This is a genomic window from Pseudoalteromonas sp. DL-6 (assembly GCF_004328665.1).
In the GTDB taxonomy this organism is placed as follows: Bacteria; Pseudomonadota; Gammaproteobacteria; order Enterobacterales; family Alteromonadaceae; genus Pseudoalteromonas.
On sequence record NZ_CP019770.1, the window covers coordinates 3130207 to 3155487 of the forward strand.

General features: G+C 41.9%; 19 protein-coding genes. 12 read left to right on the forward strand and 7 right to left on the reverse strand.

The window, feature by feature from the left end; translation table 11 throughout:
- Positions 1 to 11 precede the first annotated feature (11 nt).
- From B1F84_RS14685 to B1F84_RS14730, 10 genes are all read left to right on the forward strand, one after another.
- Positions 12 to 671: an SCP2 sterol-binding domain-containing protein gene (locus B1F84_RS14685; RefSeq protein WP_131691835.1), complete on the forward strand. Its 660-nt coding sequence runs from the start codon at positions 12 to 14 to the stop codon at positions 669 to 671.
- 17 nt (positions 672 to 688) lie between these two features.
- Entirely contained in the window at positions 689 to 2290 is a 1602-nt protein-coding gene (gene ubiB / locus B1F84_RS14690) for a ubiquinone biosynthesis regulatory protein kinase UbiB (RefSeq protein ID WP_131691836.1), read from the forward strand.
- A gap of 79 nt (positions 2291 to 2369) precedes the next feature.
- Positions 2370 to 2630 carry a Sec-independent protein translocase subunit TatA gene (gene tatA, locus B1F84_RS14695; RefSeq protein ID WP_131691837.1) on the forward strand — a complete coding sequence of 87 codons (261 nt, stop codon included), beginning with the start codon at positions 2370 to 2372 and terminating at the stop codon, positions 2628 to 2630.
- 5 nt (positions 2631 to 2635) lie between these two features.
- A complete protein-coding gene (gene tatB / locus B1F84_RS14700; protein ID WP_131691838.1) occupies positions 2636 to 2968 on the forward strand; it encodes a Sec-independent protein translocase protein TatB in 333 nt (110 codons plus the stop codon).
- Between the two features lie 46 nt (positions 2969 to 3014).
- Positions 3015 to 3755 carry a twin-arginine translocase subunit TatC gene (gene tatC, locus B1F84_RS14705; RefSeq protein WP_131691839.1) on the forward strand — a complete coding sequence of 247 codons (741 nt, stop codon included), beginning with the start codon at positions 3015 to 3017 and terminating at the stop codon, positions 3753 to 3755.
- Between the two features lies 1 nt (position 3756).
- Positions 3757 to 4266 carry a hypothetical protein gene (locus B1F84_RS14710; protein ID WP_131691840.1) on the forward strand — a complete coding sequence of 170 codons (510 nt, stop codon included), beginning with the start codon at positions 3757 to 3759 and terminating at the stop codon, positions 4264 to 4266.
- Positions 4266 to 5051 (forward strand): TatD family hydrolase, encoded by a 786-nt coding sequence (locus tag B1F84_RS14715; RefSeq protein WP_131691841.1) that lies wholly within the window; start codon positions 4266 to 4268, stop codon positions 5049 to 5051. The genes B1F84_RS14710 and B1F84_RS14715 overlap by 1 nt, the downstream gene beginning before the upstream one ends.
- Positions 5051 to 6910, forward strand: a complete 1860-nt coding sequence (locus tag B1F84_RS14720) for a diguanylate cyclase (protein WP_131691842.1) — start codon at positions 5051 to 5053, stop codon at positions 6908 to 6910. Before B1F84_RS14715 ends, B1F84_RS14720 begins: the two co-directional genes overlap by 1 nt.
- Positions 6911 to 6922: 12 nt before the next feature.
- Positions 6923 to 7930, forward strand: a complete 1008-nt coding sequence (gene hemB, locus B1F84_RS14725; protein WP_008108557.1) for a porphobilinogen synthase — start codon at positions 6923 to 6925, stop codon at positions 7928 to 7930.
- A gap of 136 nt (positions 7931 to 8066) precedes the next feature.
- Positions 8067 to 10730, forward strand: coding sequence for an ExeM/NucH family extracellular endonuclease (locus B1F84_RS14730; protein ID WP_131691843.1), 2664 nt, complete (start codon positions 8067 to 8069; stop codon positions 10728 to 10730).
- 230 nt (positions 10731 to 10960) lie between these two features.
- On the opposite strand, the gene fusA is transcribed toward B1F84_RS14730, so the two are convergent.
- The 6 genes from fusA to B1F84_RS14760 all read right to left on the reverse strand — a co-directional run bounded on the left by fusA (position 10961) and on the right by B1F84_RS14760 (position 17949).
- Entirely contained in the window at positions 10961 to 13045 is a 2085-nt protein-coding gene (gene fusA / locus B1F84_RS14735; RefSeq protein WP_076919855.1) for an elongation factor G, read from the reverse strand.
- Positions 13046 to 13301: 256 nt separating this feature from the next.
- Positions 13302 to 13961, reverse strand: coding sequence for a 3-oxoacid CoA-transferase subunit B (locus B1F84_RS14740; RefSeq protein WP_008108563.1), 660 nt, complete (start codon positions 13959 to 13961; stop codon positions 13302 to 13304).
- A 13-nt stretch (positions 13962 to 13974) separates the two neighbouring features.
- Positions 13975 to 14682, reverse strand: coding sequence for a CoA transferase subunit A (locus B1F84_RS14745; RefSeq protein ID WP_008108565.1), 708 nt, complete (start codon positions 14680 to 14682; stop codon positions 13975 to 13977).
- An 8-nt stretch (positions 14683 to 14690) separates the two neighbouring features.
- Positions 14691 to 15452 carry a 3-hydroxybutyrate dehydrogenase gene (locus B1F84_RS14750; protein ID WP_131691844.1) on the reverse strand — a complete coding sequence of 254 codons (762 nt, stop codon included), beginning with the start codon at positions 15450 to 15452 and terminating at the stop codon, positions 14691 to 14693.
- 4 nt (positions 15453 to 15456) lie between these two features.
- Positions 15457 to 16638, reverse strand: a complete 1182-nt coding sequence (locus B1F84_RS14755; protein ID WP_131691845.1) for a homoserine O-acetyltransferase — start codon at positions 16636 to 16638, stop codon at positions 15457 to 15459.
- 9 nt (positions 16639 to 16647) lie between these two features.
- On the reverse strand, positions 16648 to 17949 hold the full coding sequence (locus tag B1F84_RS14760) for an SLC13 family permease (protein WP_008465010.1): 1302 nt from the start codon (positions 17947 to 17949) through the stop codon (positions 16648 to 16650).
- Positions 17950 to 18206: 257 nt separating this feature from the next.
- Between B1F84_RS14760 and B1F84_RS14765 the strand changes: the two genes are divergently transcribed.
- Complete coding sequence (locus B1F84_RS14765; protein WP_008108574.1) at positions 18207 to 20495, forward strand: TonB-dependent receptor; 2289 nt, start codon at positions 18207 to 18209, stop codon at positions 20493 to 20495.
- Between the two features lie 366 nt (positions 20496 to 20861).
- Complete coding sequence (locus B1F84_RS14770) at positions 20862 to 21524, forward strand: response regulator transcription factor (protein ID WP_008108576.1); 663 nt, start codon at positions 20862 to 20864, stop codon at positions 21522 to 21524.
- A 23-nt stretch (positions 21525 to 21547) separates the two neighbouring features.
- Here B1F84_RS14770 and B1F84_RS14775 read toward each other — a convergent pair whose 3' ends face one another.
- Complete coding sequence (locus B1F84_RS14775; RefSeq protein WP_131691846.1) at positions 21548 to 25000, reverse strand: PAS domain-containing hybrid sensor histidine kinase/response regulator; 3453 nt, start codon at positions 24998 to 25000, stop codon at positions 21548 to 21550.
- Positions 25001 to 25281: the final 281 nt, after the last annotated feature.

The window sequence follows — 25281 nt, forward strand, 5'->3', positions numbered from 1 at the left end:
GTTAGTAATTTATGGCGCTTGAAGAACACAATAAAGAACAATCAGCGGCAGGCAGTTTTTTTATGCTACCAAGCTTTGTACTTTCGCTGATTGAGCAAGTATTAAATCAAGCACTTAAACTCGACCCGAGCTTAGTCGATAAGCTAAAATCGGTAGAACATCAGCGTTTATTAGTTGAAGTTAGAGATTGGCAGCAAAAAATAGCCATTACCTATGCCAATCAGCAGCTACATCTTTACACAGCAATAGATGTTACAAGCGCTGACTGTATGATCAGTGCCAATATTAATACCTTGCTTACACTTAAAAATCCAGCCATGCTTACTCAGCTTATTCGCCAAAACAAGCTTGATTTACAAGGTGATTTAAACATAGCTCAAAGCTATAGTTCAGCTTTTTCAAGTGTAGATATTGATTGGCCAGAGCAACTAGCAAAGCATATTGGCGACGCGCCTGCACAACAGCTTTATTTGTACTTGAAATCATTTAAGCAGCAAGGTAAAAAAGCAAAATCACAGCTCGACAGCACTTTTATTAGTGTGTGCCAAGACGAACTGGCAATCACCATTCATCCATTAGAGCTTGAGCAATTTAAACAACAAAATAGAGCACTAAAAGGCCAAGTTGCCGCCATTGAGCAACGTATTAATGCCCTAATTAAAGCCCTTTAACGCACTAAGGATCTTTTGTGTCAACTGCCCGACTGTATTACATAACTAGAACTCTGCTTAGCTACGGACTTGATGAGCTTGTACCTAAACATAAAGTACCTTGGTTTGCTAAAATCGCTCGTGGCAGCTTGTTTTGGTTACGCAATCAACACAAAGATAAACCCCCTGGCTTAAGACTTCGCTTAGCACTGCAACAACTTGGCCCTGTGTGGATAAAGTTTGGCCAAATGCTCTCAACTCGACGCGACTTACTGCCTCATGACATCGCCTTGGAATTAGCCTTTTTACAAGATCAGGTAGAGCCGTTTGAAGGTGAGCTGGCACAGGAAATCATCGAAAAAGCATTAGAAATAGATAATATTAGCGAGTTATTTAGCGAATTCTCACAAACACCTCTGGCATCGGCATCAATTGCTCAAGTGCATACGGCTACCCTTATTGACGCGCAGGGCGATTCGCAAGATGTCGTTATTAAAGTTATTCGTCCTAATATTGAACAGCAAATAAATGCCGACTTAGCCTTAATGGAAAAATTAGCTAAGGTGATTGGTAAGTTAATTAACGAAGCAAGACGCTTACGCCCTGTAGAAGTGGTTAAAGAGTATAAAAAAACATTGCTCGATGAACTCGACTTAATGCGTGAGGGTGCTAATGGCATTCAATTAAAGCGTAACTTTGAAGGCTCAGAATCACTTTATATCCCTGCTGTATACAGCGACTATAGCCGCAGTAATGTACTGGTTATGGAGCGTATTTACGGTATCCCAGTGTCAGATACTGAGGCACTGATGGCACAAAACACTAATATGAAGTTATTAGCAGAGCGCGGAGTAGAAGTGTTTTTTACTCAAGTATTTCGCGACAGTTTTTTTCATGCTGACATGCATCCAGGTAATATTTTTGTCTCCCGCGAACACCCGCACAACCCTAAATACATAGGTATTGATTGCGGTATAGTCGGCACACTTAACAAAGAAGATAAACGCTACCTAGCAGAAAACTTTATTGCCTTTTTTAACCGCGACTACCGCCAAGTAGCACAGCTTCACGTAGATTCAGGCTGGGTGCCACCCGATACCAGCATTGAAGAATTTGAGTTTGCTATACGCACCGTGTGCGAACCTATTTTTAATAAGCCACTGGCTGAAATATCATTTGGCCATGTGCTAGTTAACTTATTTAATACCGCACGTCGTTTTAATATGCAGGTTCAACCGCAACTCGTCTTATTACAAAAAACCTTGCTGTATGTTGAAGGCCTTGGCCGCCAGTTATACCCTCAACTAGATTTATGGAAAACAGCAAAACCATTTTTAGAAGACTGGGTTAAACAACAAGTAGGCCCGCTGTCTGTGCTAAAGCAAATGTATGCAAACTTACCGTTTTGGGCAGAAAAAATGCCTGAGCTACCCGATTTAATTTATCAAAATTTAAAGCGAGCACCACACGCTTATGCCCCTGCTACTAAGGTTTCACATAAGCCTTTGGTTTTAGGACTGTTTAGCAGTGCTGCGATGATTGTGTCTACTTTATTTTATTTACAACACAACTTAATCGCTGCCGGCGCTGTCTTAAGCTGTGCTGTTATTGGTTTTATAGCGGCTTGGCGCCGCGCATAAACTAAGTGCTATTTACCGCTTTGGGCGTATAATCAGCACTTAATCTTACTATTTTATGGCTTAAAAGCAGGAGAGAACCATGGGGTTTGGTGGTATTAGTATTTGGCAATTATTAATTGTACTTGCAATCATCGTACTTTTATTTGGTACAAAAAAACTACGCGGTATGGGTGGTGATTTAGGCGGCGCAGTTAAAGGCTTTAAAAAAGCCATGTCTGATGAACAAAGCGCTGAAAAACAAACCAGCGAGAATAAAGCTGAACAAATTAAAAATTCAGCAGAGTCAAAACCTGCCGATGTAAACACAACTGACAAAACCAAAGACAACGACAAGGTTTAGCCAACATGGGAATGTGGGAGCTTGTTGTGGTATTTATTGTCGGCTTGGTAGTACTTGGACCAGAGCGCTTACCTGTTGCTATAAGAACAGTAAGCCGTTGGGTTAAAACTGCCAAAGCAATGGCCAACTCAGTAAAAGCTGAGGTGAGTGAAGAACTGCGTGTTCACGAATTACATGAGAACCTTAAAAAAGCAGAGCAACAAGGCTTAAAAGATTTAAGCCCTGACCTACAAAACTCTGTTTCTGAGCTGCAACAAGCAGCGCAATCAGTTACTCACAGCTATAAAAAAAGTCAAAGCCATGCCACTAATAACCAACAAACAGATGACTCAAAGTGAATATAGCACTCTCTTTTCATACATTTAATACAGGGTATAAAGAACAATGACTGAAGAAGTAAAGTCAGGGTTCGTTGCTCACTTAATTGAATTACGTGACCGATTAATTAAATCGCTATTGAGTATTTTAGTGATTTTTATTGGCTTGGTTTACTTTGCAAACGATATTTATACGTTTGTAGCTGCTCCTTTAGTCGCTCATTTACCCAGCACCGCTACTATGATAGCAACGGATGTCACCGCACCATTTTTCGCTCCCTTTAAACTAACTTTGTTTGTTGCTTTATTTGCTGCTATTCCTTGGATTTTACATCAAATTTGGGGATTTATAGCCCCCGGTTTATATCAGCACGAAAAGAAAATGCTGATGCCAATATTAGCTTCTAGCATCATCTTATTTTATAGTGGCATAGCTTTTTGTTACTTTGTGGTGCTACCCATTATCTTAGGGTTTTTCACCAGTGTAGGGCCGCAAATGATGACCCTTGCACCGGATATAAGTAGTTACTTAGGCTTTGTACTTAAGCTATTTTTTGCATTTGGTATCGCATTTGAAATCCCTGTGGCAATTATGTTGCTCTGCTGGAGCCGCGCCACAACCACACAAAGTTTAAAAGAAAAGCGCCCTTATATAGTGGTTGGCGTATTTGTAGTGGCAATGTTTTTAACGCCACCGGATGTGCTATCACAAACTCTCTTAGCATTGCCCATGCTGCTGTTATTTGAGCTTGGTTTAATTTTAGCTAAATTTTATACCGCAAAACCACAACAAGAATCTGAGGAATAATATGAACAAGCATTTACTTTCTTTACTCGCTTTAGCCAGCGTACCGGCTTTAGCTGCTACTCCTATTAACGAGCAAGCATTACAAGCCTGTAGTTTTATTGAAAACGACTTTAATCGTTTACTATGTTATGACAATACCATTGCAGGAAAGTCATTAACACAACCAGCTCAAAGCCAGCTAAGCAAATCGGCGCAAACAAATGTAAAAGCTGAAACTCCCGCTGTAACAGCCCCTGTGGCCACCAAAGCAAAAGAGTTTGGTTTAGAGCATAAAAACATTGCGGAAAATAGCGAAGAAGCAATTTCATCAACAATAGCTAATGTTGAAAAAGCGCCCTATGGTGAGCTAATTATTACTTTAGAGAACAATCAGCAGTGGCGTCAAATTGGCTCAGATAGCTTAAGATTAGACAAAGGCGATACCGTTATTATTAGTCGCGGTGTATTTAATTCTTTTTTACTTAAAAAAGCAGATCAAAACCGCTCAATTCGTGTAAAGCGCACTCAGTAATGCAATACATGATGATTGATGCTGGCGTAAATTTAACTAATCATCAATTTGATGGTCAGCATCAAGAGGTGCTCGCTAGAGCAAAAGAGGCTGGCGTTAAACATATGCTAATTATTGGCTGCGATATAAGTTCAAGTGAAGAATCATTAGCACTTGCTGCACGCTATGGCCAATATGCTAGCGCAGGTATCCACCCCCATGATGCAAAAACAGCAACCTCTGAACTTGAGCAACAACTCACTAAGCTCGCACAAAGTGCGCCGGTTATTGCCATTGGTGAATGCGGCCTAGATTACAATCGCGACTTTTCTCCAAGAGATGTGCAGCGTGCTGTGTTTCGTCGTCAGCTCGCATTAGCCGAAAAGCTAAACCTGCCGGTTTACTTACACGAACGCGATGCCAGTGACGACATGCTCTCTATTTTAAATGAGTTTACTGTACGCGGTGTACTGCACTGTTTTACCGGTGATGCGCAAGCGCTTGCAGGTTACTTAAAACTAGGTCTTTATATTGGTATTACTGGCTGGGTGTGCGATGAGCGACGTGGCAAAGAATTACAACAGCTGATCCCCAGCATCCCAATTGAGCGCTTATTAATTGAAACCGATGCACCCTTTTTAATCCCCCGCACTGTTAAACCTAAACCAAAATCAAGACGTAATGAGCCAGCATTACTTCATTATGTTTGTGATACCCTTGCTCAGCTTTATGGCATCCCTGCATCTGACGTGGCAAAATATACGAGTGAAAACTTTAATCACTTATTTGGATTAGAGAAAAAGTAATGCGAACCTTTTGCGCTTTGCTGGTATTCATTTTGGTGTTTTATGCATCCTGTTTCCCTGCAAGTGCAATCGAGATAAATAGCGAATTTAATTCAAAAAAAATAGAGTCTATTCATTATTCGTTTACTCCTACCTCATTAGAAGATGCACGACAAAGCAATTTACAAGAATGGCTGCTACTTAATGATAAGCCACTTAATTTAGGTCTTGAGTCTCGCCCTGTATGGATTCAATTTAAGATTAAAAATCAGTTAGCGCAGCCGCTAATGCCCTTACTATCACTAGACAACCCTCTTTTAAACGATGTTTACTTTGCTCATTTTATGGAGGATAAGCTACTCACATCAACTCATATTGGTGATACGCTTGCACTTTCACAAAGAGTGATAGCGAGCGAGTCTTTGCTAGTCAAACTAACTCTTCCCGCTAACAGTGAAACTACGGTGTACCTTAACGTTAATAATGATGCAGGTATCGGGCTGCGCGTCCCCTTAACACTGTGGCAGCAAGACTCACTATTGGCCTATAAAAGTATGGTGAATTTACTTTATGGATTATTAATTGGCTTTGTTTTTTCTTTAGCAGTGAGTAGTCTGGTCTTATTCGCATTTTCCCGAAAGCATTACTTTGCTTATGCCGGTGTGATTACGCTGATGCTCAGCTTATTTTTAGCTTACTTAGGCGGGTTTGGATTTCGTTATGCGCCCTCCAGCATAGCAAACCTCCAACAGTTAGTGCTGCCTATTTTGCTGATGCTGATCACGGTATCGTTTCTTCCTTTACAACGCCATGTTTGCACAGCTATTGAGTCTAACTTAGTAAAAGGGCAAACAATAATCACCGCACTATACGCCTTAATTATTATACTTATTTGGTTACTCCCCACTCCCAGCGTAGCTTTATTTGCTATTTTAAGCATCCCTGTCATTTTAAGTTATCATGTTGCCACAACATTATTTTATCTGCATAAAAATCCCACGAGTCCCAATAAATCTCTACTCATGGCACTTGGGTTCTTTTTAATTGTGGTCATCCATTTTTCCGTTGCGTTAACAGGCTTTTATACCGTCACTAGAGCGAGTTTAATGCTTACCTTTTTAGCTTCTTTAGGGTGTTCATTTTGCCTAAGCTATACCGTCATAAAATTATTTATATTACAACGCGATGAGCAAGTAACAGCACAGCAAGCATTAATTGCACAAAGCGCCGCACAAGACGCGTTGTTAAATGAGCGCATTGAATTACAAGAGCGTACCCGCCAAGAACTTGAAAGCCAAGTAGATGAACGCACCTTTGAGTTACAGGTCACACTGAGAGAACTTGAAGATAAAAACCATGAGCTTGAACAACTTAATATGGAAGATGCCCTAACTGGCATTAAAAATAGACGCTTTTTCGATAAAAAACTAATTATGGAAATTCGTCGTTCACGCCGTGAGCAAACGCCATTAAGTATTATTATGCTAGATATCGACAAATTTAAATCAATTAACGATAAATATGGTCACTTAACCGGCGATCAAGTCATCAGAGCGGTGTCTGATACCATTAAACAACAGCTTAAGCGCCCACTTGATGAAGTAGCGCGTTATGGTGGTGAAGAGTTTGTCATTTTGCTACCTAATACTGATAACCAAGGTGCAATGAACATTGCAGAGCAAACACGCCTGGCAATAGAAAATAAGACTGTGAATGTAGCAGGCACTATTATTGAGTTTACTATTAGTGCCGGTGTTTATACTCAAATTGCCGATGATACCCATAACCCTGAACTATTTACTGATTATGCCGATAAGGCACTTTATTTAGCAAAACAACATGGCCGCAATCAAGTGGTTAATTTTTCAACCCCACAGTAGGAGCGTATACTTATGGCCCAATCTGGACTAGACCTTTTCCCATATACTCGCATGCGTAGAATGCGCCGTAATGATTTCTCTCGTCGCCTTATGGCTGAAAATCAGCTGAGTGTTAATGATCTTATTTATCCTGTTTTTGTTCTTGAAGGTAAAAATCGTCGTGAAAGCATTGAATCTATGCCTGGTATCGAACGTTTATCGATTGATCTGCTGCTTGAAGAAGCCAAAGAGTTAGTTGATTTAGGTGTGCCTGCGCTCGCTATTTTTCCTGTTACCCCAGCAGATAAAAAATCTCTACTCGCTGAAGAAGCCTATAACGATGACGGCTTGGCACAAAGAACTGTACGCGCATTAAAAGAAACCTTCCCAGAGCTTGGCGTGATCACCGATGTTGCACTTGACCCATTCACAGTGCATGGTCAAGACGGCATTATTGATGATGCAGGTTATGTGATTAACGACGTCACTACCGAAATTTTAGTTAAGCAGGCGCTATCACATGCACATGCAGGTGCTGATGTTGTTGCCCCATCAGACATGATGGATGGGCGTATTGGTGCAATTCGTGAAGCTCTTGAAGCCGATGGTTTTATTCATACTCGCATTATGGCCTATTCAGCAAAATATGCGTCAAGCTACTATGGTCCATTTAGAGATGCCGTAGGGTCTGCGGGTAACTTAAAAGGCGCTGACAAAAAAACGTATCAAATGGATCCTGCCAACTCTGATGAAGCAATTCGTGAAGTCGCACTTGACCTTCAAGAAGGCGCCGATATGGTCATGGTTAAGCCAGGTATGCCATATTTAGATATTGTACGTCGCGTTAAAGATGAGTTTGGTGTACCAACATTTGCTTATCAAGTAAGTGGCGAATACGCGATGCATAAAGCCGCTATTGATAATGGCTGGCTGAGCGAAGAAGCAACCATAATGGAATCTTTATTAGCATTTAAGCGTGCTGGTGCAGACGGCATTCTGACTTACTTTGCTAAGCAAGCTGCTCGCTATCTAAATAAGTGATAAAAGTATATTGATATAAAAGGGCTTTATTGCCCTTTTTTATATTTATATTATTAACATTCTGTATTCTATTTGTAATCATTTTTCCTTACACTAAGCGTCCCATTTGGGAAACAAATACACGGGAAAAATAATAATGTTAAAAACAAAAATAACGCCATTGGCGCTTGTATTAGCAAGCCTCAGTGCACCCGCTACCGCTAACCTCGTTATATCTGAGTACGTAGAAGGCAGTAGCTATAATAAAGCAGTAGAACTATTTAATAATTCGACAACTCCTTTATCATTAGATGGCTATACCCTCAGTCTCTATTCAAATGGCAATACAGAGGCAAATAATACCTTCGATTTAACTGGCGAACTTGCTGCAAACAGCACCTACGTTATTGTTAATGGTAATGCTTCAGCAGAGCTAAAAGAAAAAGCTGACCAACTCAGCGCAGTAACAAACTTTAATGGCGATGATGCACTAGTATTGACTCAAGGCTCAGTAATTATTGACAGCTTTGGCCAACGCGGCGTAGATCCAGGTTCATTTTGGTCTGAAGGTGGTGTACAAACACAAAATAAAACATTGCGCCGCAAAGAAACTGAGTTAAACGGACGTAGTGACGCAGATGGCAGTTTTAATCCAAGCGAACAATGGCTGCAATTTGAGCAAGATGACTTTAGTGATTTAGGCATATTTGCAGGAAATTCTTCACCTAATCCAGATCCTGAACCAGAGCCAGAACCTGAAGATCCTTTATTATGTGGCGCTGATAAAACATTAATTAGCAGCATTCAAGGCGAAGGCGCAAGCAGCCCATTGGTTAACACTGTGGTTGAATTTGAAGGCGTTGTGACGGCTGATTTCCAAGCAGATGACCAGCTCAAAGGCTTTTTTGTTAGCTCACTTCGTTATGATGAGGATGCAAACCCACTTACTTCTGAAGGGGTATTTGTTTATTTTACCAATACTGATGTTAATGTTGGCGACCATGTTCGCGTGCAAGGTACTGTTGAAGAATACTTTGATGCCACCCAAATTGGCAATGTAAGTCAAGTTGCTATTTGTGATACTGGTCTTTCGGCTTACCCGACTAAAATCACTTTACCCGTTACCGAGCCCAGTGAATTAGAGGCGTTTGAAGGTATGCTGGTTACCTTAGAGCAGCCACTTATTGTTACTAACAATTATGGTTTAGGTCGCTATGGAGAACTAGAGCTTGCCACTGAACGTTTATATCAAGGTACTCAAGTTGCACTTCCTGGCGCAGCTGCGAATGCAGTTGAAGCGCAAAATCTAACTAAAAAAATACTCCTCGATGATGGTTCAACTCGCCAAAATCGCGATCCTATCGCTTATCCTGTTCCAGGGTTATCAGCAGAGAATACCCTGCGTACTGGCGATACAGTAAATTCTGTAACAGGTGCGCTAGCTTACAGCTTTAGTACTTATCGCATTCACCCAACGGTAACACCCCAGTTTGTAGCAACCAATCCACGCACTGATGCACCAGAGTTAAACCCTGACGCTGATTTACGTGTAGCAAGCTTTAACGTACTTAATTACTTTAATGGTGATGGTCAAGGTGGCGGTTTTCCAACTAGCCGTGGTGCTGATTCAGAAGCTGAGTTAATTCGTCAACAGGCAAAACTGGTCAGTGCCATCAGTGCTATGCAAGCGGATGTCATTGGCTTAATGGAAATTGAAAATGACGGTTTTGGCGAATTTAGTGCTGTTGCAAGCTTGGTAAATGCACTTAATGACGCCGATAGTCAAAATCAATATGCATTCGTAGATTTTGGTGTTGATCAAGTAGGCACCGACGCTATCACTACTGCGCTTATTTACCGCGCTGATAAAGTGCAGCAAGTGGGGAATGCAGCAATCACTACCGACGCGCCTTTCGATTACAGCAACCGTGCACCAATTGCACAAAGCTTTAAATCTTTAGATACAGAAGAAGTCTTTACTGTTGCCGTAGCTCACCTAAAGTCTAAAGGTGGCTGTAGAAGTGCAACTGGTGGCAACGCTGATAAAAATGACGGCCAAGCATGTTGGAATGAAATTCGAACTGCTGGCGCAAATGCATTTGCTGATTGGCTAAATAGCAAACCAACAGGAGTTGATGATGAAGATATCATTCTTGTTGGCGACATGAACGCGTATGCAATGGAAGATCCTATCCGTGCATTTGCTGATAAAGGCCTAAAAAATGTGGTCGCTGAGCTAGATGGCAACACTTTAGGTTACTCTTATAGCTTTTCTGGCCGAGCGGGCAGTTTAGATCACGCTCTAGTCAGTCCAAGCTTATTAAATAAAGTAGTTAGTGCAACCGATTGGCACATTAATGCTGATGAACCTATCTCGCTTGATTATAATGTTGAGTTTAAATCTGACGCACAACAATCAACCTTATATGCTCAAGGTCCTTACAGAGCGTCAGATCATGACCCTGTTATTGTCGATATTCGCTCGACCATTATCGCGCCACCAGAGCCTGAAGTGCTCACCGGTGAAATTGATAATATTCGTGGCTGGTTTTGGTGGAAAAACTACCGCATTGATATCCCTGAAGGTTATGACGAACTCACCATTAGCCTAGACGGTGGCTGGGGCGATGCAAATTTATTTGTTAGTCATAAAAGAAGCCCTACTTTGTTTAAGAATGACTGTGCATCTATAAGCAGAGGAAACGCAGAAAATTGTACATTTACCAATCCAAAAGAAGGTAAATGGAAAGTCCGCGTTAATGGCTTTTTACCCTTTGGTAATGTAAAACTCACTTATAAAGCAATCAAGTACGTAGATTAATATTCATTGCTATCAACATAAAAAAGCCGCACTGGCGGCTTTTTTAATATAAACAATGAAAATACTTGTTTTAAATGAGAAGTTTTTAACGCAGCTAGCGTCTGATTTAACCCCTCAAAATGATTAAGTCTTATTGCGGGTTGGTATTAATAGTATTCACCTGCTTTCAAACTTCAGACAATAAAAAACCCGCAACACGTGCGGGTTTTTTTAAAGAATTAAAGTGCTAATTACTTAGCAGCTTTTTTCTCTTTTTCTGCAGCGATTACAGTGTCAGCTACGTTTTGTGGACATGGTGCGTAGTGTGAGAACTCCATAGAGAACTGACCACGACCTGATGTCATTGTACGTAGTGAACCGATGTAACCGAACATTTCTGATAACGGTACGTCTGCTTTAATGCGAACGCCAGTTAAACCAGCTTCTTGGTCGCTTAACATACCACGACGACGGTTAAGGTCGCCGATTACGTCACCTACGTGATCTTCTGGCGTGAACACGTCAACTTTCATGATTGGCTCAAGAAGTTGTGCACCCGCTTTAGGGATAGACTGACGGAAAGCGCCTTTAGCTGCGATTTCGAATGCGATTGCTGATGAATCCACGGCGTGGAAGCCACCGTCGAAAAGTTCAACTTCAACGTCAAGTACTGGGAAGCCAGCTAGAACACCTTCGTTCATCATTGACTTAAAGCCTTTCTCAACTGCAGGCCAGAATTCTTTAGGTACGTTACCACCAACAACTGATGATTTAAACGTGAAGCCTGAAGCAACTTCGCCTGGCTTGATGCGGTAATCGATTTTACCGAATTGACCAGAACCACCAGATTGTTTCTTATGCGTGTAGCTATCTTCGATTTCACGAGTGATAGTTTCACGGTAAGCAACCTGTGGTTGACCAACGATAAGGTCTACACCGTAAGTACGCTTAAGGATATCTACTTTGATATCTAAGTGAAGCTCACCCATCCCTTTAAGGATAGTTTCACCTGAATCTTCATCAGTTTCAACTTGGAAAGATGGATCTTCTGCAACCATTTTACCGATAGCAACACCCATTTTCTCATTACCGCCTTTATCTTTAGGCTGTACAGCAATCGAGATTACTGGAGTTGGGAATACCATTGGCTCAAGTGTTACTGGGTGCTTAGGATCACAAAGAGTGTGACCAGTTTGCACGTTCTTCATACCAACGATAGCGATGATATCGCCCGCTTGCGCTGAAGTAAGCTCTTTACGCTCATCTGCTTGCATCTCAACCATACGGCCAACACGCTCAGTTTTACCAGTAAATGCATTAAGGATAGTGTCACCCTTGTTAAGCACACCAGAGTAGATACGTACGAATGTTAATGCACCGAAACGGTCATCCATGATCTTAAATGCTAACGCTTTGAAAGGTTCGTCAGCAGATACGATTGCATGCTCGCCGTTCTCGTTACCTTCTTCATCCATAAGAGGTTGAGGATCAACTTCTGTAGGTGCCGGTAAGTAATCTACAACTGCGTCAAGTACAAGTTGCATACCTTTGTTTTTGAATGCAGAACCACAGAATGTAGGGAAGAACGCAAGGTCACGAGTACCTTTACGGATACAACGCTTGATATCTTCTAAAGAAGGGATTTCACCTTCCATGTAAGCTTCCATTAGGTCATCGTCTTGCTCTACAGCAGTTTCGATAAGCATTTCATGGTATTCATCAGTTTTCTCTACCATGTCTGCAGGAACATCTTCAATAGTGTAGTTTTCTGGAAGACCTGTTTCATCCCAGATGTATGCTTTTTTAGTTAAAACATCAACAACACCACAGAACTCATCTTCAATACCAATTGGTAAAGTCATGATAAGTGGAGTAGCACCAAGTACCTTTTGTACTTGCGCTGTTACACGGAAAAAATCAGCACCCATACGGTCTAATTTATTTACGAAAATAATACGTGCAACGCCTGATTCGTTCGCATAGCGCCAGTTAGTTTCTGATTGTGGCTCAACACCACCAGAACCACAGAATACACCAACACCGCCATCTAATACTTTAAGTGAACGGTAAACTTCAACGGTGAAGTCAACGTGTCCAGGAGTATCGATAACGTTAAAACGGTGATCTTTCCAGAAACAGCTTACTGCCGCAGACTGGATAGTAATACCGCGCTCAGCTTCTTGATCCATGAAATCGGTAGTCGATTCACCATCATGAACCTCACCTGTTTTGTGGATAGTACCTGTAAGCTTTAGGATACGCTCAGTAGTTGTGGTTTTACCCGCATCAACGTGCGCGAAAATACCAATGTTTCTGTACTTCGATAAATCTGCCATTAATTTTACTCTTAATAAAGTCGATAAATTATTCGGCGGGAGTATAACATCACTTAAAGCGAACATCACCATAGAAGTCGCTTAAAATGCAATCAATTTATAAAAAACTTGCTTTAAAGATATTTTGAGGTATGAATGAGACCTGTTTTAAACTGCTTAAGTCTTTATAAGCCTTATTGTTAGGTATTAAAAGCACAATCGGATGATGACATGAAGCAAACACAATTATTTTGCTCCATGTAAATCGTTAGTAATATTACTCAAAACTCATGGTTTTGACCTTATCGCTAATTACTAAATTACCCGCAGTTTTGGCTTTGATTTCATCAACACTCACCCCTGGTGCGCATTCTAACAAATGAAAAGCACCGTCTTTAATTTCTAACAAAGCCAGATCCGTAATTACTTTATTGATACAGGCAACACCGGTTAGTGGCAGGCTGCATTCACTTAATAATTTTGACTCACCATGCTTGTTTGCATGGGTCATAGTGCAAATAATATTTTTTGCACCAGCCACTAAATCCATCGCTCCGCCCATACCTTTAACCAGCTTATTGGGGATCATCCAACTAGCGATGTTGCCATTTTGATCCACTTCAAAAGCACCTAAAACAGTTAAATCAACATGCCCACCGCGGATCATGGCAAAGCTTTCTGCAGAATTAAAAATAGCGGCACCCGTAGCTGCAGTTACCGTTTCTTTCCCCGCGTTGATCATATCCGCATCCACTGAGTCAGCGTGTGGATATGGGCCCATGCCCAATAAGCCATTTTCCGATTGCAGCATAACTTCAATGCCTTTAGGCACATAGTTTGCCACCAGCGTTGGAATACCAATCCCTAAATTAACGTAATACCCATCTTCGAGTTCCATCGCGACACGTTTAGCGATTTGTTCACGTGTTAATGCCATAACTATGTGCTCCTTAAAGCTTTGCCGGTTGCGTTGTGATTTTTTCAATCCGCTTTTCAAATTCACCTTTAATAACACGGTCAATATAAATACCGGGCGTATGAATTTGGCTTGGTTCAAGCTCACCTGGCTCAACAATTTCTTCAACTTCGAGCACGGTTATTTTACCTGCGGTTGCGGCCATTGGATTAAAGTTCATCGCTGTATGACGATAAATACAATTTCCATAACGATCCGCTTTCCACGCTTTCACAATAGCAAAATCACCGGTAATACTCGGCTCAAGTAAATAATCACGGCCGTTAATATTACGTGTTTCTTTGCCTTCGGCAACCGGCGTACCTACACCTGTTGCCGTATAAAAGGCAGGAATGCCCGCACCACCAGCACGCATTTTTTCAGCTAATGTTCCTTGTGGCGTCAATTCAACATCTAACTCACCATTCAGTAACTGCTGCTCAAATAACCCATTTTCGCCCACATACGAGGCAATCATTTTACTAATTTGCTTGTCTTCAAGTAACAACCCTAATCCAAAGCCATCAACACCACAGTTGTTCGACACTAAGGTTAAGTCTCGGGTGCCTTGGCGCTTAATCTGTGCAATTAATCCCTCAGGAATACCACATAAACCAAAACCACCAGCAATAATAGTCATCCCGTCTTCAAGCCCTGCCATTGCTTCACTGTAGCTTGTTACTACTTTATCAAAACCTGCCATAATAACCCCTATTGTGCTGTCCAGCCGCCATCAATGGCGATCGCTTGAGCGGTAATATTTCGTGCGGCATCTGCCATTAAAAATGTCACGGTATGGTGTATTTCATCAAGCCCTATAAACGCCTTTTTTGGCATGGGTGCTAACATAATCGTGTCGATTACTTGCTGCTCTGAAATGCCATGCTCTTTTGCCTGCGACGCAATTTGCTGTTCAACCAAAGGCGTTCTCACATAAGCGGGGCAAACGGTATTTATAGTGATATTGGCATCCCCTGTTTCAAGCGCCATGGTTTTTGTGAAGCCAATTAAGCCATGCTTTGCTGCAATATAAGCAGACTTATATTTAGAAGCCACCATAGCGTGAATAGAACCAATATTAATGATTCGACCAAAGTTTTGCTCACGCATACGCGGCAATACCGCTTTACTCATCATTGCGGGGCCTACCAACATCACTTGCTGTAAAAGCAGCCACTTATCTGCAGGAAAGTCTTCTAATTTAGCTACATGTTGTATCCCTGCATTATTAATTAATACATCAACAGGTTGCGTAAAGGTGCTAAAAAAGTCTTCAATCGCTTGGCTATCAGCCACATTAAGTGCGTAACCATGAGCGTTACCGCCCTGATTAACTATTTTTTGCGCTGCTTGTTGAGCCTGTTGCTCATTAAGGTCTGTAACAATAATAGTATGCCCTGCTCGCGCTAACTGCTCGGCAATATAAAATCCTATTCCACTTGCCGCACCGGTGATTAATACGTTTTGACTCATATTGCTATTCCTCTAAAAACTCACTGATCAACTGTGCTTTAGGCAAGATTGAAAAAATGCCATCCAAATGTCCCCAACCGCCTTCAATTTCAGAAAACTGAACGTCTTTTCCTAGCGTCTTCATTGACTCATATACAGTACGCATATTTTCAGGGCGTAACAGCAGGTCGTTAGTTGCGGGAAGTAACAATGTCTTCGCTGTCACTTTTTTTAATGCTGTGCTTAGGTCTTGCTCCATACCGGCAGTAAATAGTTGCGATGCCCGTACCAAATACAGCACATGGTTTGCATCTTGAGTTTTAGCACGCGCCATAGCACGCTGTGCAAGTATTTGGCTAAGCTTAGGCAAAGTGCGAATATCTTTAAGTGCACCATCATCATGCACATTAAAATCAGCAAAACTGGCGTTGTAAATAATAGGGTGCATAGCATCTTGGGTAATATTAAGCATGGTAGCAGCGAGTCCATCTAATGGGCGCTCCTTGCCGTAGTAATTACCTTGCTGCCAATTTTTATCTAAACGAATGGGTAGTGCCCATTTTTCTAACGCAGCCACAGTCCATGCATCCATAGTCGCGGCACCAATAACATGAATGAGGCGTTCAACCTGCTCTGGATAGCGCGTCGCCCACTCTAGCGCCTGAAAAGACCCCATAGATGCGCCCATCACGGCATGTAATTTAGTAATACCTAAGCTCTCTATTAGGCGCTTTTGTACGTTAACAAAATCGGTAATCGTGACTACTGGAAAATCCAAACCGTATGGCTTACCTGTTGCTGGGTTAATTGATGCTGGACCCGTAGTAATTACGTTTGGATCATGCCAATTTGCGTTTACTAAGGTGTCTGAACTGATCACAAAATACTTGTTAGTATCTATGGCTTTTCCTGGGCCAATTAATGCATCCCAATAGCCTGCTACCGCGTCATCAGCTGCATATTTACCTGCTGCATGAGAGGTTCCTGAAAAGTAATGAGTGATCAGAATTACATTATCTTTGGCCTTATTAAGCTCACCATAGCTTTCCCAACCAATATCAACCTGCTGCAACGTTGTACCCGAGACGGTGGTAAAGTTTTCTGTGGTGAAATGTTGCTTTTCTACTAGTAACGGCTCTGCTTTATCAGCACCAAATACTGTACTACTAAATAAAACCAGCAATCCTATTATTAATATTGTTTTCATTGCGATTCCTTAAAAAGTGATAAATAAGCTTAGTGCAAGTGCGACCCCAACCAATGGAATAATCACGGTCAGTGCAGCTAATGGCCAATAAGCGCGTTGATGTGTTTCTTTACAAATGGCACGTATGGTTGTAACTACATAGCCATTATGTGGCAGGCTATCTAATGCACCAGAACTAATAGCAACCACTCGATGTAATTGCTCTGGATTAACCCCCATGTCCAAATATCCAGGAGCCACAAGAGGTAATGCAATCGCTTGCCCGCCGGATGCAGACCCCGTTAATCCAGCAATGACGCTCACGGCAACAGCAGCCCCCACCAGCTCATTACCTGGCATATGAGTCATAGCGTCAACAGCAGCAATAAACGCCGGTGATACTTTAGCTACTGCGCCAAACCCGACTACAGCAGCAGTGTTACCTATTGCCACTAAGGCACCGGTCGTACCCATATTGATAGCATTTGCCATGTTATGAAAATACTTATAATTAATGACCACAATACTTAAAACACCGCCAAGCAACGCCACAATTAGCGCGGTTTGCTGTAAAACATCATGCAACATAAATGATAAGAGCAGCACCACCAGCAAAGGAATTACGCCGGTGATTGGGTGGGGGCGTTCACGCTCTAAAATAACCGGATCATCGTCTCTGGCATCAAAGCGTTCACCTTTGGCAACCGCCTTTTTAATCATTTTATTTAGCCAAAAGTAGCCGACTGTCGCCATAAAAATGGCCACCACTAAGCTTACCTCCCATGCAGCATAAGGTGAGGTACCTAAATGCTTTACCGGGATCCAATTTTGAATTTCAGGCGAACCCGCAGAGGTCATAGTGAATGTCACTGAGCCAAACGCTAATGTTGCGGGTATAAAGCGCCGCGGCAAATCGGCGTCTTTAAATAAACTGAGCGCCATCGGGTAAACCGAAAACGCCACAATAAATACACTGACTCCGCCATAAGTCAGCACGGCACAAGCAATCACCACAGCCAGTACCGCATGTTTCATGCCTAGTTTGCCAACAATGTAACTGGCTACGCTGTCTGCTGCGCCTGTATCTTCCATAAATTTACCGAACAACGAGCCCAGTAAAAACATAAAAAACCATGCACTTAAAAACCCAGCAAAGCCATCCATATACGCGTTAATAAAGTTACTGTCAGCAGTCACTGGGAATATAGCCATCCCGCTAGTTAACGCGACCAACAGCGCACAGATTGGCGCGGCAATAAATAAATTGACCCCACGCAAAGTTAAAATTATCAGCAGTATTAAACCGCCTAACAGCCCTATCATGCTCAGCATAGACATTCCTATAATTATTGTTATTACCCAGATGAGGTGACATCGCAGTAAGTACCTTTAAGTGTTACGGTTAATATTAAATAAAGACATAACACTAAGGTACTACACGCTTTAAATTTGGCTTAAAACCAATATAAGTCAAGGTGTTAAAAATATATAGCACTATGGTACTAATTCATTTTTTAACACTATCTTCTACAGTGAATACAGGTGACATGAGCAAAAACATAATTAACTAATAACAACAGGAACACACCATGATAAAGCTCAAACAAAGTATTACACCGGTCACATTAGCCGTTTCGCTCGCCTTATTTAGCGCCAACAGCATCAGTGCTGAACAAGCCGTAGTCGCAAAAAAAGGTGAATTAGAACGCATTGAGGTAACCGCTCGTAAAACCGTTGAAAACTTACAAGAAGTTCCGGTTGCCGTGACTTCAATCGGTGCACAAGAATTAGCAGAAAACGGCATTAGCGTGATGACCGAGGTACAGCAGTTTTCGCCCAACACCACGCTACAATCAAGCCGAGGTACTAACTCTACCATCACTGCGTTTATTCGCGGTGTAGGTCAACAAGACCCGCTTTGGGGTTATGAACCCGGTGTAGGTATTTACATTGATGACGTATATATCGCCCGCCCGCAAGGTGCCGTACTCGACTTATTAGATGTACAACAAATTGAAGTGTTACGCGGCCCGCAAGGTACGCTGTATGGCAAAAACACCATTGGTGGTGCAGTAAAATATGTCACCAAAGAAATGAGCGGTGATGCAACGCTAAATATTCAAGGCACCGTAGGCAGCTACAGTCAAAAAGATTTAAAAGTCACTGGTCAACTGCCGCTTATTGATGAAAAACTCTATGTGGGTTTTGGTTTTGCCACACTCAATAGAGATGGCTATGGTGAATTTTTAACGTCAGCGCTTGATAATCAAGACCGCGAAAACTACAACAAAGATGTTACCGCTGCACGGGTTACGCTAGAGTACACCCCAACCGATGACTTATTCTTTCGCTTCGCGTGGGATAAAACCGATGATGACTCTAACGCCAAAGGCGGGTATCGCTTACTTCCAAGCATATTAACGAATGCACCTGTGCCAGATAGCGTGTATGACTCTTATACTAGTTTACCTACATGGAACAAAGTAGAGCTTGAAGGTATGAGCTTAACTGCTCGCTGGGATATGAGTGCAAACACCAGTATTAAATACGTTGCAGCAACAAGAGAAAGCTATTCACCAACCAATATCGACTTTGATAATACCTCTTTGCCTATTTTTGATGTTCCAGCCATTTATGACGATGAACAAACCACTCACGAGTTACAATTAAATCATAGCGGTGATAACTATAAGCTGGTATCAGGGCTTTATTATTATGATGGTGAGTCATGTGGGCAGTTTGAAGCTGTACTGGGTGTGCTTGGTCAAAGCTTAGGGGCGCCAGGCCTTACCCGTGAAGTGAGTGGCTGTAGTAACTCAACTAGTAAAGCAGCATACATACAAGGAAGCTACGACTTTGATGATAAATGGTCAATGACCCTTGGCGCGCGCTATACCAAAGACAGCAAAGAAGCGATTGTAAATAATGGTCTTATTTTTGACATTGTTTACCCTGAATCAGGCTGGGTTCCGGGCTATGTTCGCCCTGAGGGACAATTAGTGCCTACTGTACTTGATGACAGTGAAGACTGGTCACGTTTTACGCCTCGTGCGGGTGTGGAATACCAATACAATAACGACATTATGTTTTTTGCTAGTTACTCACAAGGCTTTAAATCGGGCACATTTAACCCGCGCGCAAGTGGTCCAGAAAAAGCTGCAAATCCTGAAATTGTTGACTCATTCGAGTTAGGTATGAAAAGCGAATGGAATGATAATTTACGCGCAAACTTAACCGTATTCACACTTGATCATAAAGACCGCCAGTATATTTCGGTATTACCCGGTGACAGTGCTGCCGATTTAAACCAGCGTTTAGGCAATATTGGCGAATCTAAGTCTGATGGCGTTGAATTAGAACTTAGCTATGTTGCAAGCGATGCCCTAACCTTTGACGCGTCAATTGGTTACATCGACAGTAGTTTTGAAAACGTGATTGATACCAATCCAGATACCGGTGAAATATTTGATAAATCAGACCGTTTTAGTGTTTCAAACACCCCAGATCTAACTTTCAACTTGGGCGCTACTTATCGTTTATACACAGAAATGGGCGACTTCGTTATGAACGGTAATTACTATCACCGTGGTGATTACGCACTGTTCGAAGAAGACAGCTTACTGACTCAAGATGCCTACGGTATTCTCAATATGGGCGTAACGTGGTACAGCACTGATGGCCATTGGACCGCAGGTATTTATGGTAAAAACCTAACCGATGAAGAATACATGATTGGCGGTTACCAGTTCGTAGCTCCTGATCCTTCAGATCCAACTAACATCAGCAAATATACGCCAGGCCTTGGTGGCGATAATACCTTAATTGGTTATTACGGCGACCCTCGCACAATATCACTCACTGTGGGCTATCGTTTTTAAAATTTAATATCACTAGGGCCTGTTGACCTTTGCGAATTGAAATTTGTTCAAACTAGGGGCTGTTTTAATCGCGGCGCGAGGTTTGTAACCTAGTGGGCTAAGTAAAAACCGAGCAACAAAGAGTAAATCGCCCCTCGGAAGAACCCTTCGGGCAGCGCCTGTTTGGCATTGATGCTGCGTTATCGCCTATTTATGTGGAGTAACCACATGACATAGGCTCTACCTTGCCTAAATATCAAACAGACTGCTGCAAATTCAACCTTGAAAGGTGAACAGACCCTAGGGTTTGTCTGTTTATCCCCACAGACAAACCTTGTTTCACATCACAAAATCACATATAACTTAATGCATTGGAGACTATTTGAAATGGCTTGTGCTGTGAATACCATAATTGCTGATGACCATCCTTTATTCAGAAGTGCGCTACGTCAAGCGGCAGCGACTTCTGTACCAGAACAATATATAAAAGAAACCAGTGATATCGACGGGTTATTTAGCTTATTAAAATCGCACCCTGAGATAGAGCTGATATTTTTAGATTTAACCATCCCAGGCGCCAATGGTTTACAAGCGCTCTCGCAACTAAGAAATCAATACCCTGATATATTAATTATTATGGTATCGGCTAATGAAACCCCCACGATTATAAAGCAAGCCATGAGCTTAGGTGCTGCTGGGTATATTCCAAAGTCATCATCCCTTGATGTGATCAGTGAAGCCATTGAACATGTACTTAATGGCGACTCTTGGTTGCCACCAGATGTTGATTTAACTGATGTAATCGTTAACGACGAGCAAAGTAGCTTTGCCCGCAACCTTGAAAAACTCACACCACAGCAATACCGTGTACTCGCGATGATAGCCGACGGGCTTTTGAATAAACAAATTGCATTTGAAATGTCGATTCAAGAAACCACCATAAAACAACATGTATCAGCCATTTTGCGTAAACTCAATGTGTATAACCGCACCCAAGCAGGCATTTTATTTAACCAGTTATCACAAGTGGGTAAATTAGAAACCAGTTAAAAAAGTTTTTAATCAGCTTTGAATTAAGTAAGCCGCTTTATCATTCGCTTTAACGCAGGCGCTTTAAGCGGTTTATATAAAAGCGGATAGCCAGCATCAAGTACACGTTCACGAATTTGCTCATCATGGTTTGCAGTATTAACAATGGCGGGCAATGTCATTAGTCCTGCTTGTTCAATAACCTCCAGTCCCGTTACACCATCATCCAACTGATAATCAACAATCAGTAATTGTGGCAGCTCATGCGCTGCTTTTAGTTGCTCAAGCTCTATCAAGTTAGTGGCGGTAGCAATTTCACAGCCCCAGTTTTCAAGCAATTGTTTAAGTGCTTCAAGTACATTGCGATCGTTATCTACAAGCCAAATAGTTAACAGGCCCAGCTCTGTTTCAAGATTAGCAGTTCGGTTTGGCTCGGGGTGAGTTTTTAAACTAGGAGTACATGGCATGGTCAATGTAAATTGCGTGCCTTTATTTAGTTGCGACCCCATTACTAACGGGATCTCGAGTAGGTCACAAATTCGTTTGGTGATCGACAACCCTAAACCAAGCCCTTCAGCATTGGGTTTCTCACCTAATTGCTTAAATTCCTGATAAATACTGTGTTGATCCTTGGTGGCAATACCAATGCCCGTATCTTCAATAATAAACGATAGCTGTTGTTGATCTTCAAGCAGCACTTTTAAGCGCACTTCACCGTACTCGGTGTAGCGAATCGCATTACTTAATAAATTTCGTAGTACACGTTTAAGCAAGGCTTTGTCAGTGTGAATTCGCGCTTCACACGATTCAACAACAAAGCTGAGACCTTTTTCTTGAGCAAGCGCTAAGTAATCATTACGCAATGGCTCTATTAAACTACTCACATTAAACTCCGTTAGCTGCACTTTAAACGAGCCTGAGTCGAGTTTGGTTAGCTCCAAAATACTTGAAAGTAACTCTTCTGCACTGCCTAATGAATTTTTAATATTCATGGCTAGCTCTTTAAGCTCTGTATCTTGGGCTTTTTCGTTCATTAGTGAGCAAAACAAACTTGCTGCATTAAACGGTTGTAATAAATCATGACTCGCCGCAGCAAAAAAACGTGTTTTACTTACTGTGGCTTGCTCAGCTTGCTGCTTTGCCTTAGAAAGCGCATGGTTTGCTTGGGTTAGTGCAGCAGTGCGTGTTGCCACTTTTTCTTCAAGGCTAACATTCGCTTCGGTGAGTGCTTTTTGTTGTTTAACAAACTCACTAATATCTGTGTAAGTTGTTACAAACCCGCCACCAGGCAAGGGGTTACCTTGCATTTCAAAAACCCGCCCATCGTTATGAGCACGCTGATATTTATAAGCACTGCCTTGCTTTAAATAAGCTAAACGCTTATCAACCTCAGTATTAATATTTTCACCACGAAATAAGCCACGTTCAGCGTTAAAGCGAATAATATCGGCAACGGGTCGACCTATATATAAAGCACTATCAGGGTAATTAAACATGTGCTTGTAGCCCTGATTCCAAGCCACTAAACGCAGTTCACTATCAACAACGCTAATACCTTGCTGAATATTTTCGATTGTAGATTGTAGTAAGTCGCGGTTAAATTTGAGCACTTGGCTAGCTTCATCAACAAACTCGGCAACTTGCTCTAGAGGCTGACGCTGCTCACTTTTCGCTACATCTAAAATTAACCGTGCTGATGCACCACCAATAACCGCCGACATTTCACGCTCAACTAATAGCTCAAGATCAGCATTAGCGACACGTTTCCATAGGCTTTTGTCATGCGGGAAATACTGCTGCACTAAAGACTGGCTCGCGTCTTTTTCTGCAAAACGCTGTAATAATGCCCCTAGGTCTTCATAATTGAGTGGCTGCAATGTGGTGTTTAATCGCGAGTCGTTTAATTGAGATATAAACTTATTACTTTGTAGCCGCTCAGCCAAGGTGGCTTGGCTAAATAGTGGCACAAGCAAATACACTAACGTATTGACTCCTAAAGACAATAGTAATGATTGGCTAATACTTTCTAAACCCAATGAAAACAAATCGGTGGGAGCTAACCACGTAATGTGCCACGGCCCTTCAACTAACCAACTGCTTTGGCTACCTAAGCCACTGGCCAAGTTCGGCAGTAACAAAGTGTACCCCCAAATAACAAAGCCGCTTAAAATCCCAAGCTGAGCACCGCGACATGATGCGTGTCGCCACCACAAACCAATAATCATCGCAGGGGCAAATTGTGCCACCAAGGTAAACGACATTAACCCAACACTGGCTAGCGTGGTGGTTTCTGCAAGCACTCTATGAGTGAAATAGCTTAGTAATAATATCAGCACAATCACTATTTTACGCGCATGCAGCAAGTGGTTTTTATCTAGTCCTCGACTACTAGACGTTAACTGTGAGCGACGCAAAATAAACTGATTAATAAAATCATTAGTGATCATCACTGACAATACAATTGACGAAACAATCACCATACTGGTAGCCGCCGAAAAGCCACCTAAAAAGGCAAGCAAGGTAACCCCGCCATTATCTGCCGCCATTGGCAACGCTAATACAAAGGTATCTTGACCTACACTATTGTCGTTAAAGTAAACCAACCCCGCATAAGCAATGGGTAATATAAATATGTTAATGGCTAATAAATAAAGCGGAAATAACCAACGAGCGGTAACCAGCTCATTATTATTGTTATTTTCAATAAAGCTCATATGGAACTGGCGCGGCAAGCATAGCGTTGCCAGTACCCCTAAAAAAGTATGGGCAACATATACATATGCAGGGCTTTGAGTTGCCGCAACTTGATTGGGTATATTTAGCGCTACTGCTTGCTCGTAAAGTGCTACTGGGCTATCAAATAAAGCAAAACAGACATATAAACCAACCCCAATAAAGGCCAGTAACTTTACTATTGATTCAAAGGCAATACTGGCGATTAGCCCAGGATTATGCTCGCTGGGTTTAAGCCTTCTGGCACCAAATAAAATCGCAAATAAAGCCAGCAATAAAGTGATGTAAAACGTACTATCAGCCCACACTTGGTTACTTTGAGTGGGGGCTCGGTCGGTGAGTAAATTAATACTTTGTGCGGTCGCACTTAGCTGTAAAGAAATATACGGTACAATTGCTATCACTGAAATAAGTGAGATCAGCCCTGACAGACTTGACGACTGACCATATCGCGTAGCAATAAAATCAGCCAATGACGTGAGTTTTTGTTGTCGACAAATATGTGCGATACGGCAATATAATTGCCAACCAAAAATAAATAATATAATAGTACCCGCATAGGTTGGCGCTAACCACCAACCATTACTTGCGGCTTGCGCGGTAGTGCCATAAAAAGCCCATGAGGTGCAATATACACCCAATGATAGGCCATAAATCATGCCCTTAAATGGCAACACCTTACGCCTATCCGCCCAGCCCGCAACTGCAAATAATATCCCTAGATACACCACAGCAATAAGGCTAATAAACCAAATTGAAAACATATTTTTGTTCTTGTTATTATTTTTATAATACTTAACTTAGCATAAGCGGATGTGTAGCAAAAAGCAGCCCTTACTTTAGTGCTATAAATGAACAAAAAGATAAAATGAGAATTATTTGCATTTAGGTGTTGACAGTTCTTTAAATCTAACTGATAATCACTATCAACAAGACGAAGCATACTTCTTGTGACGGAAAAGTTCATTTGTTTCTCGACCCTGAAACAAACGTGTGGCGCACGTTAACAGCTATGGAAACCTGTTATAAACCACAACGCCCCTTG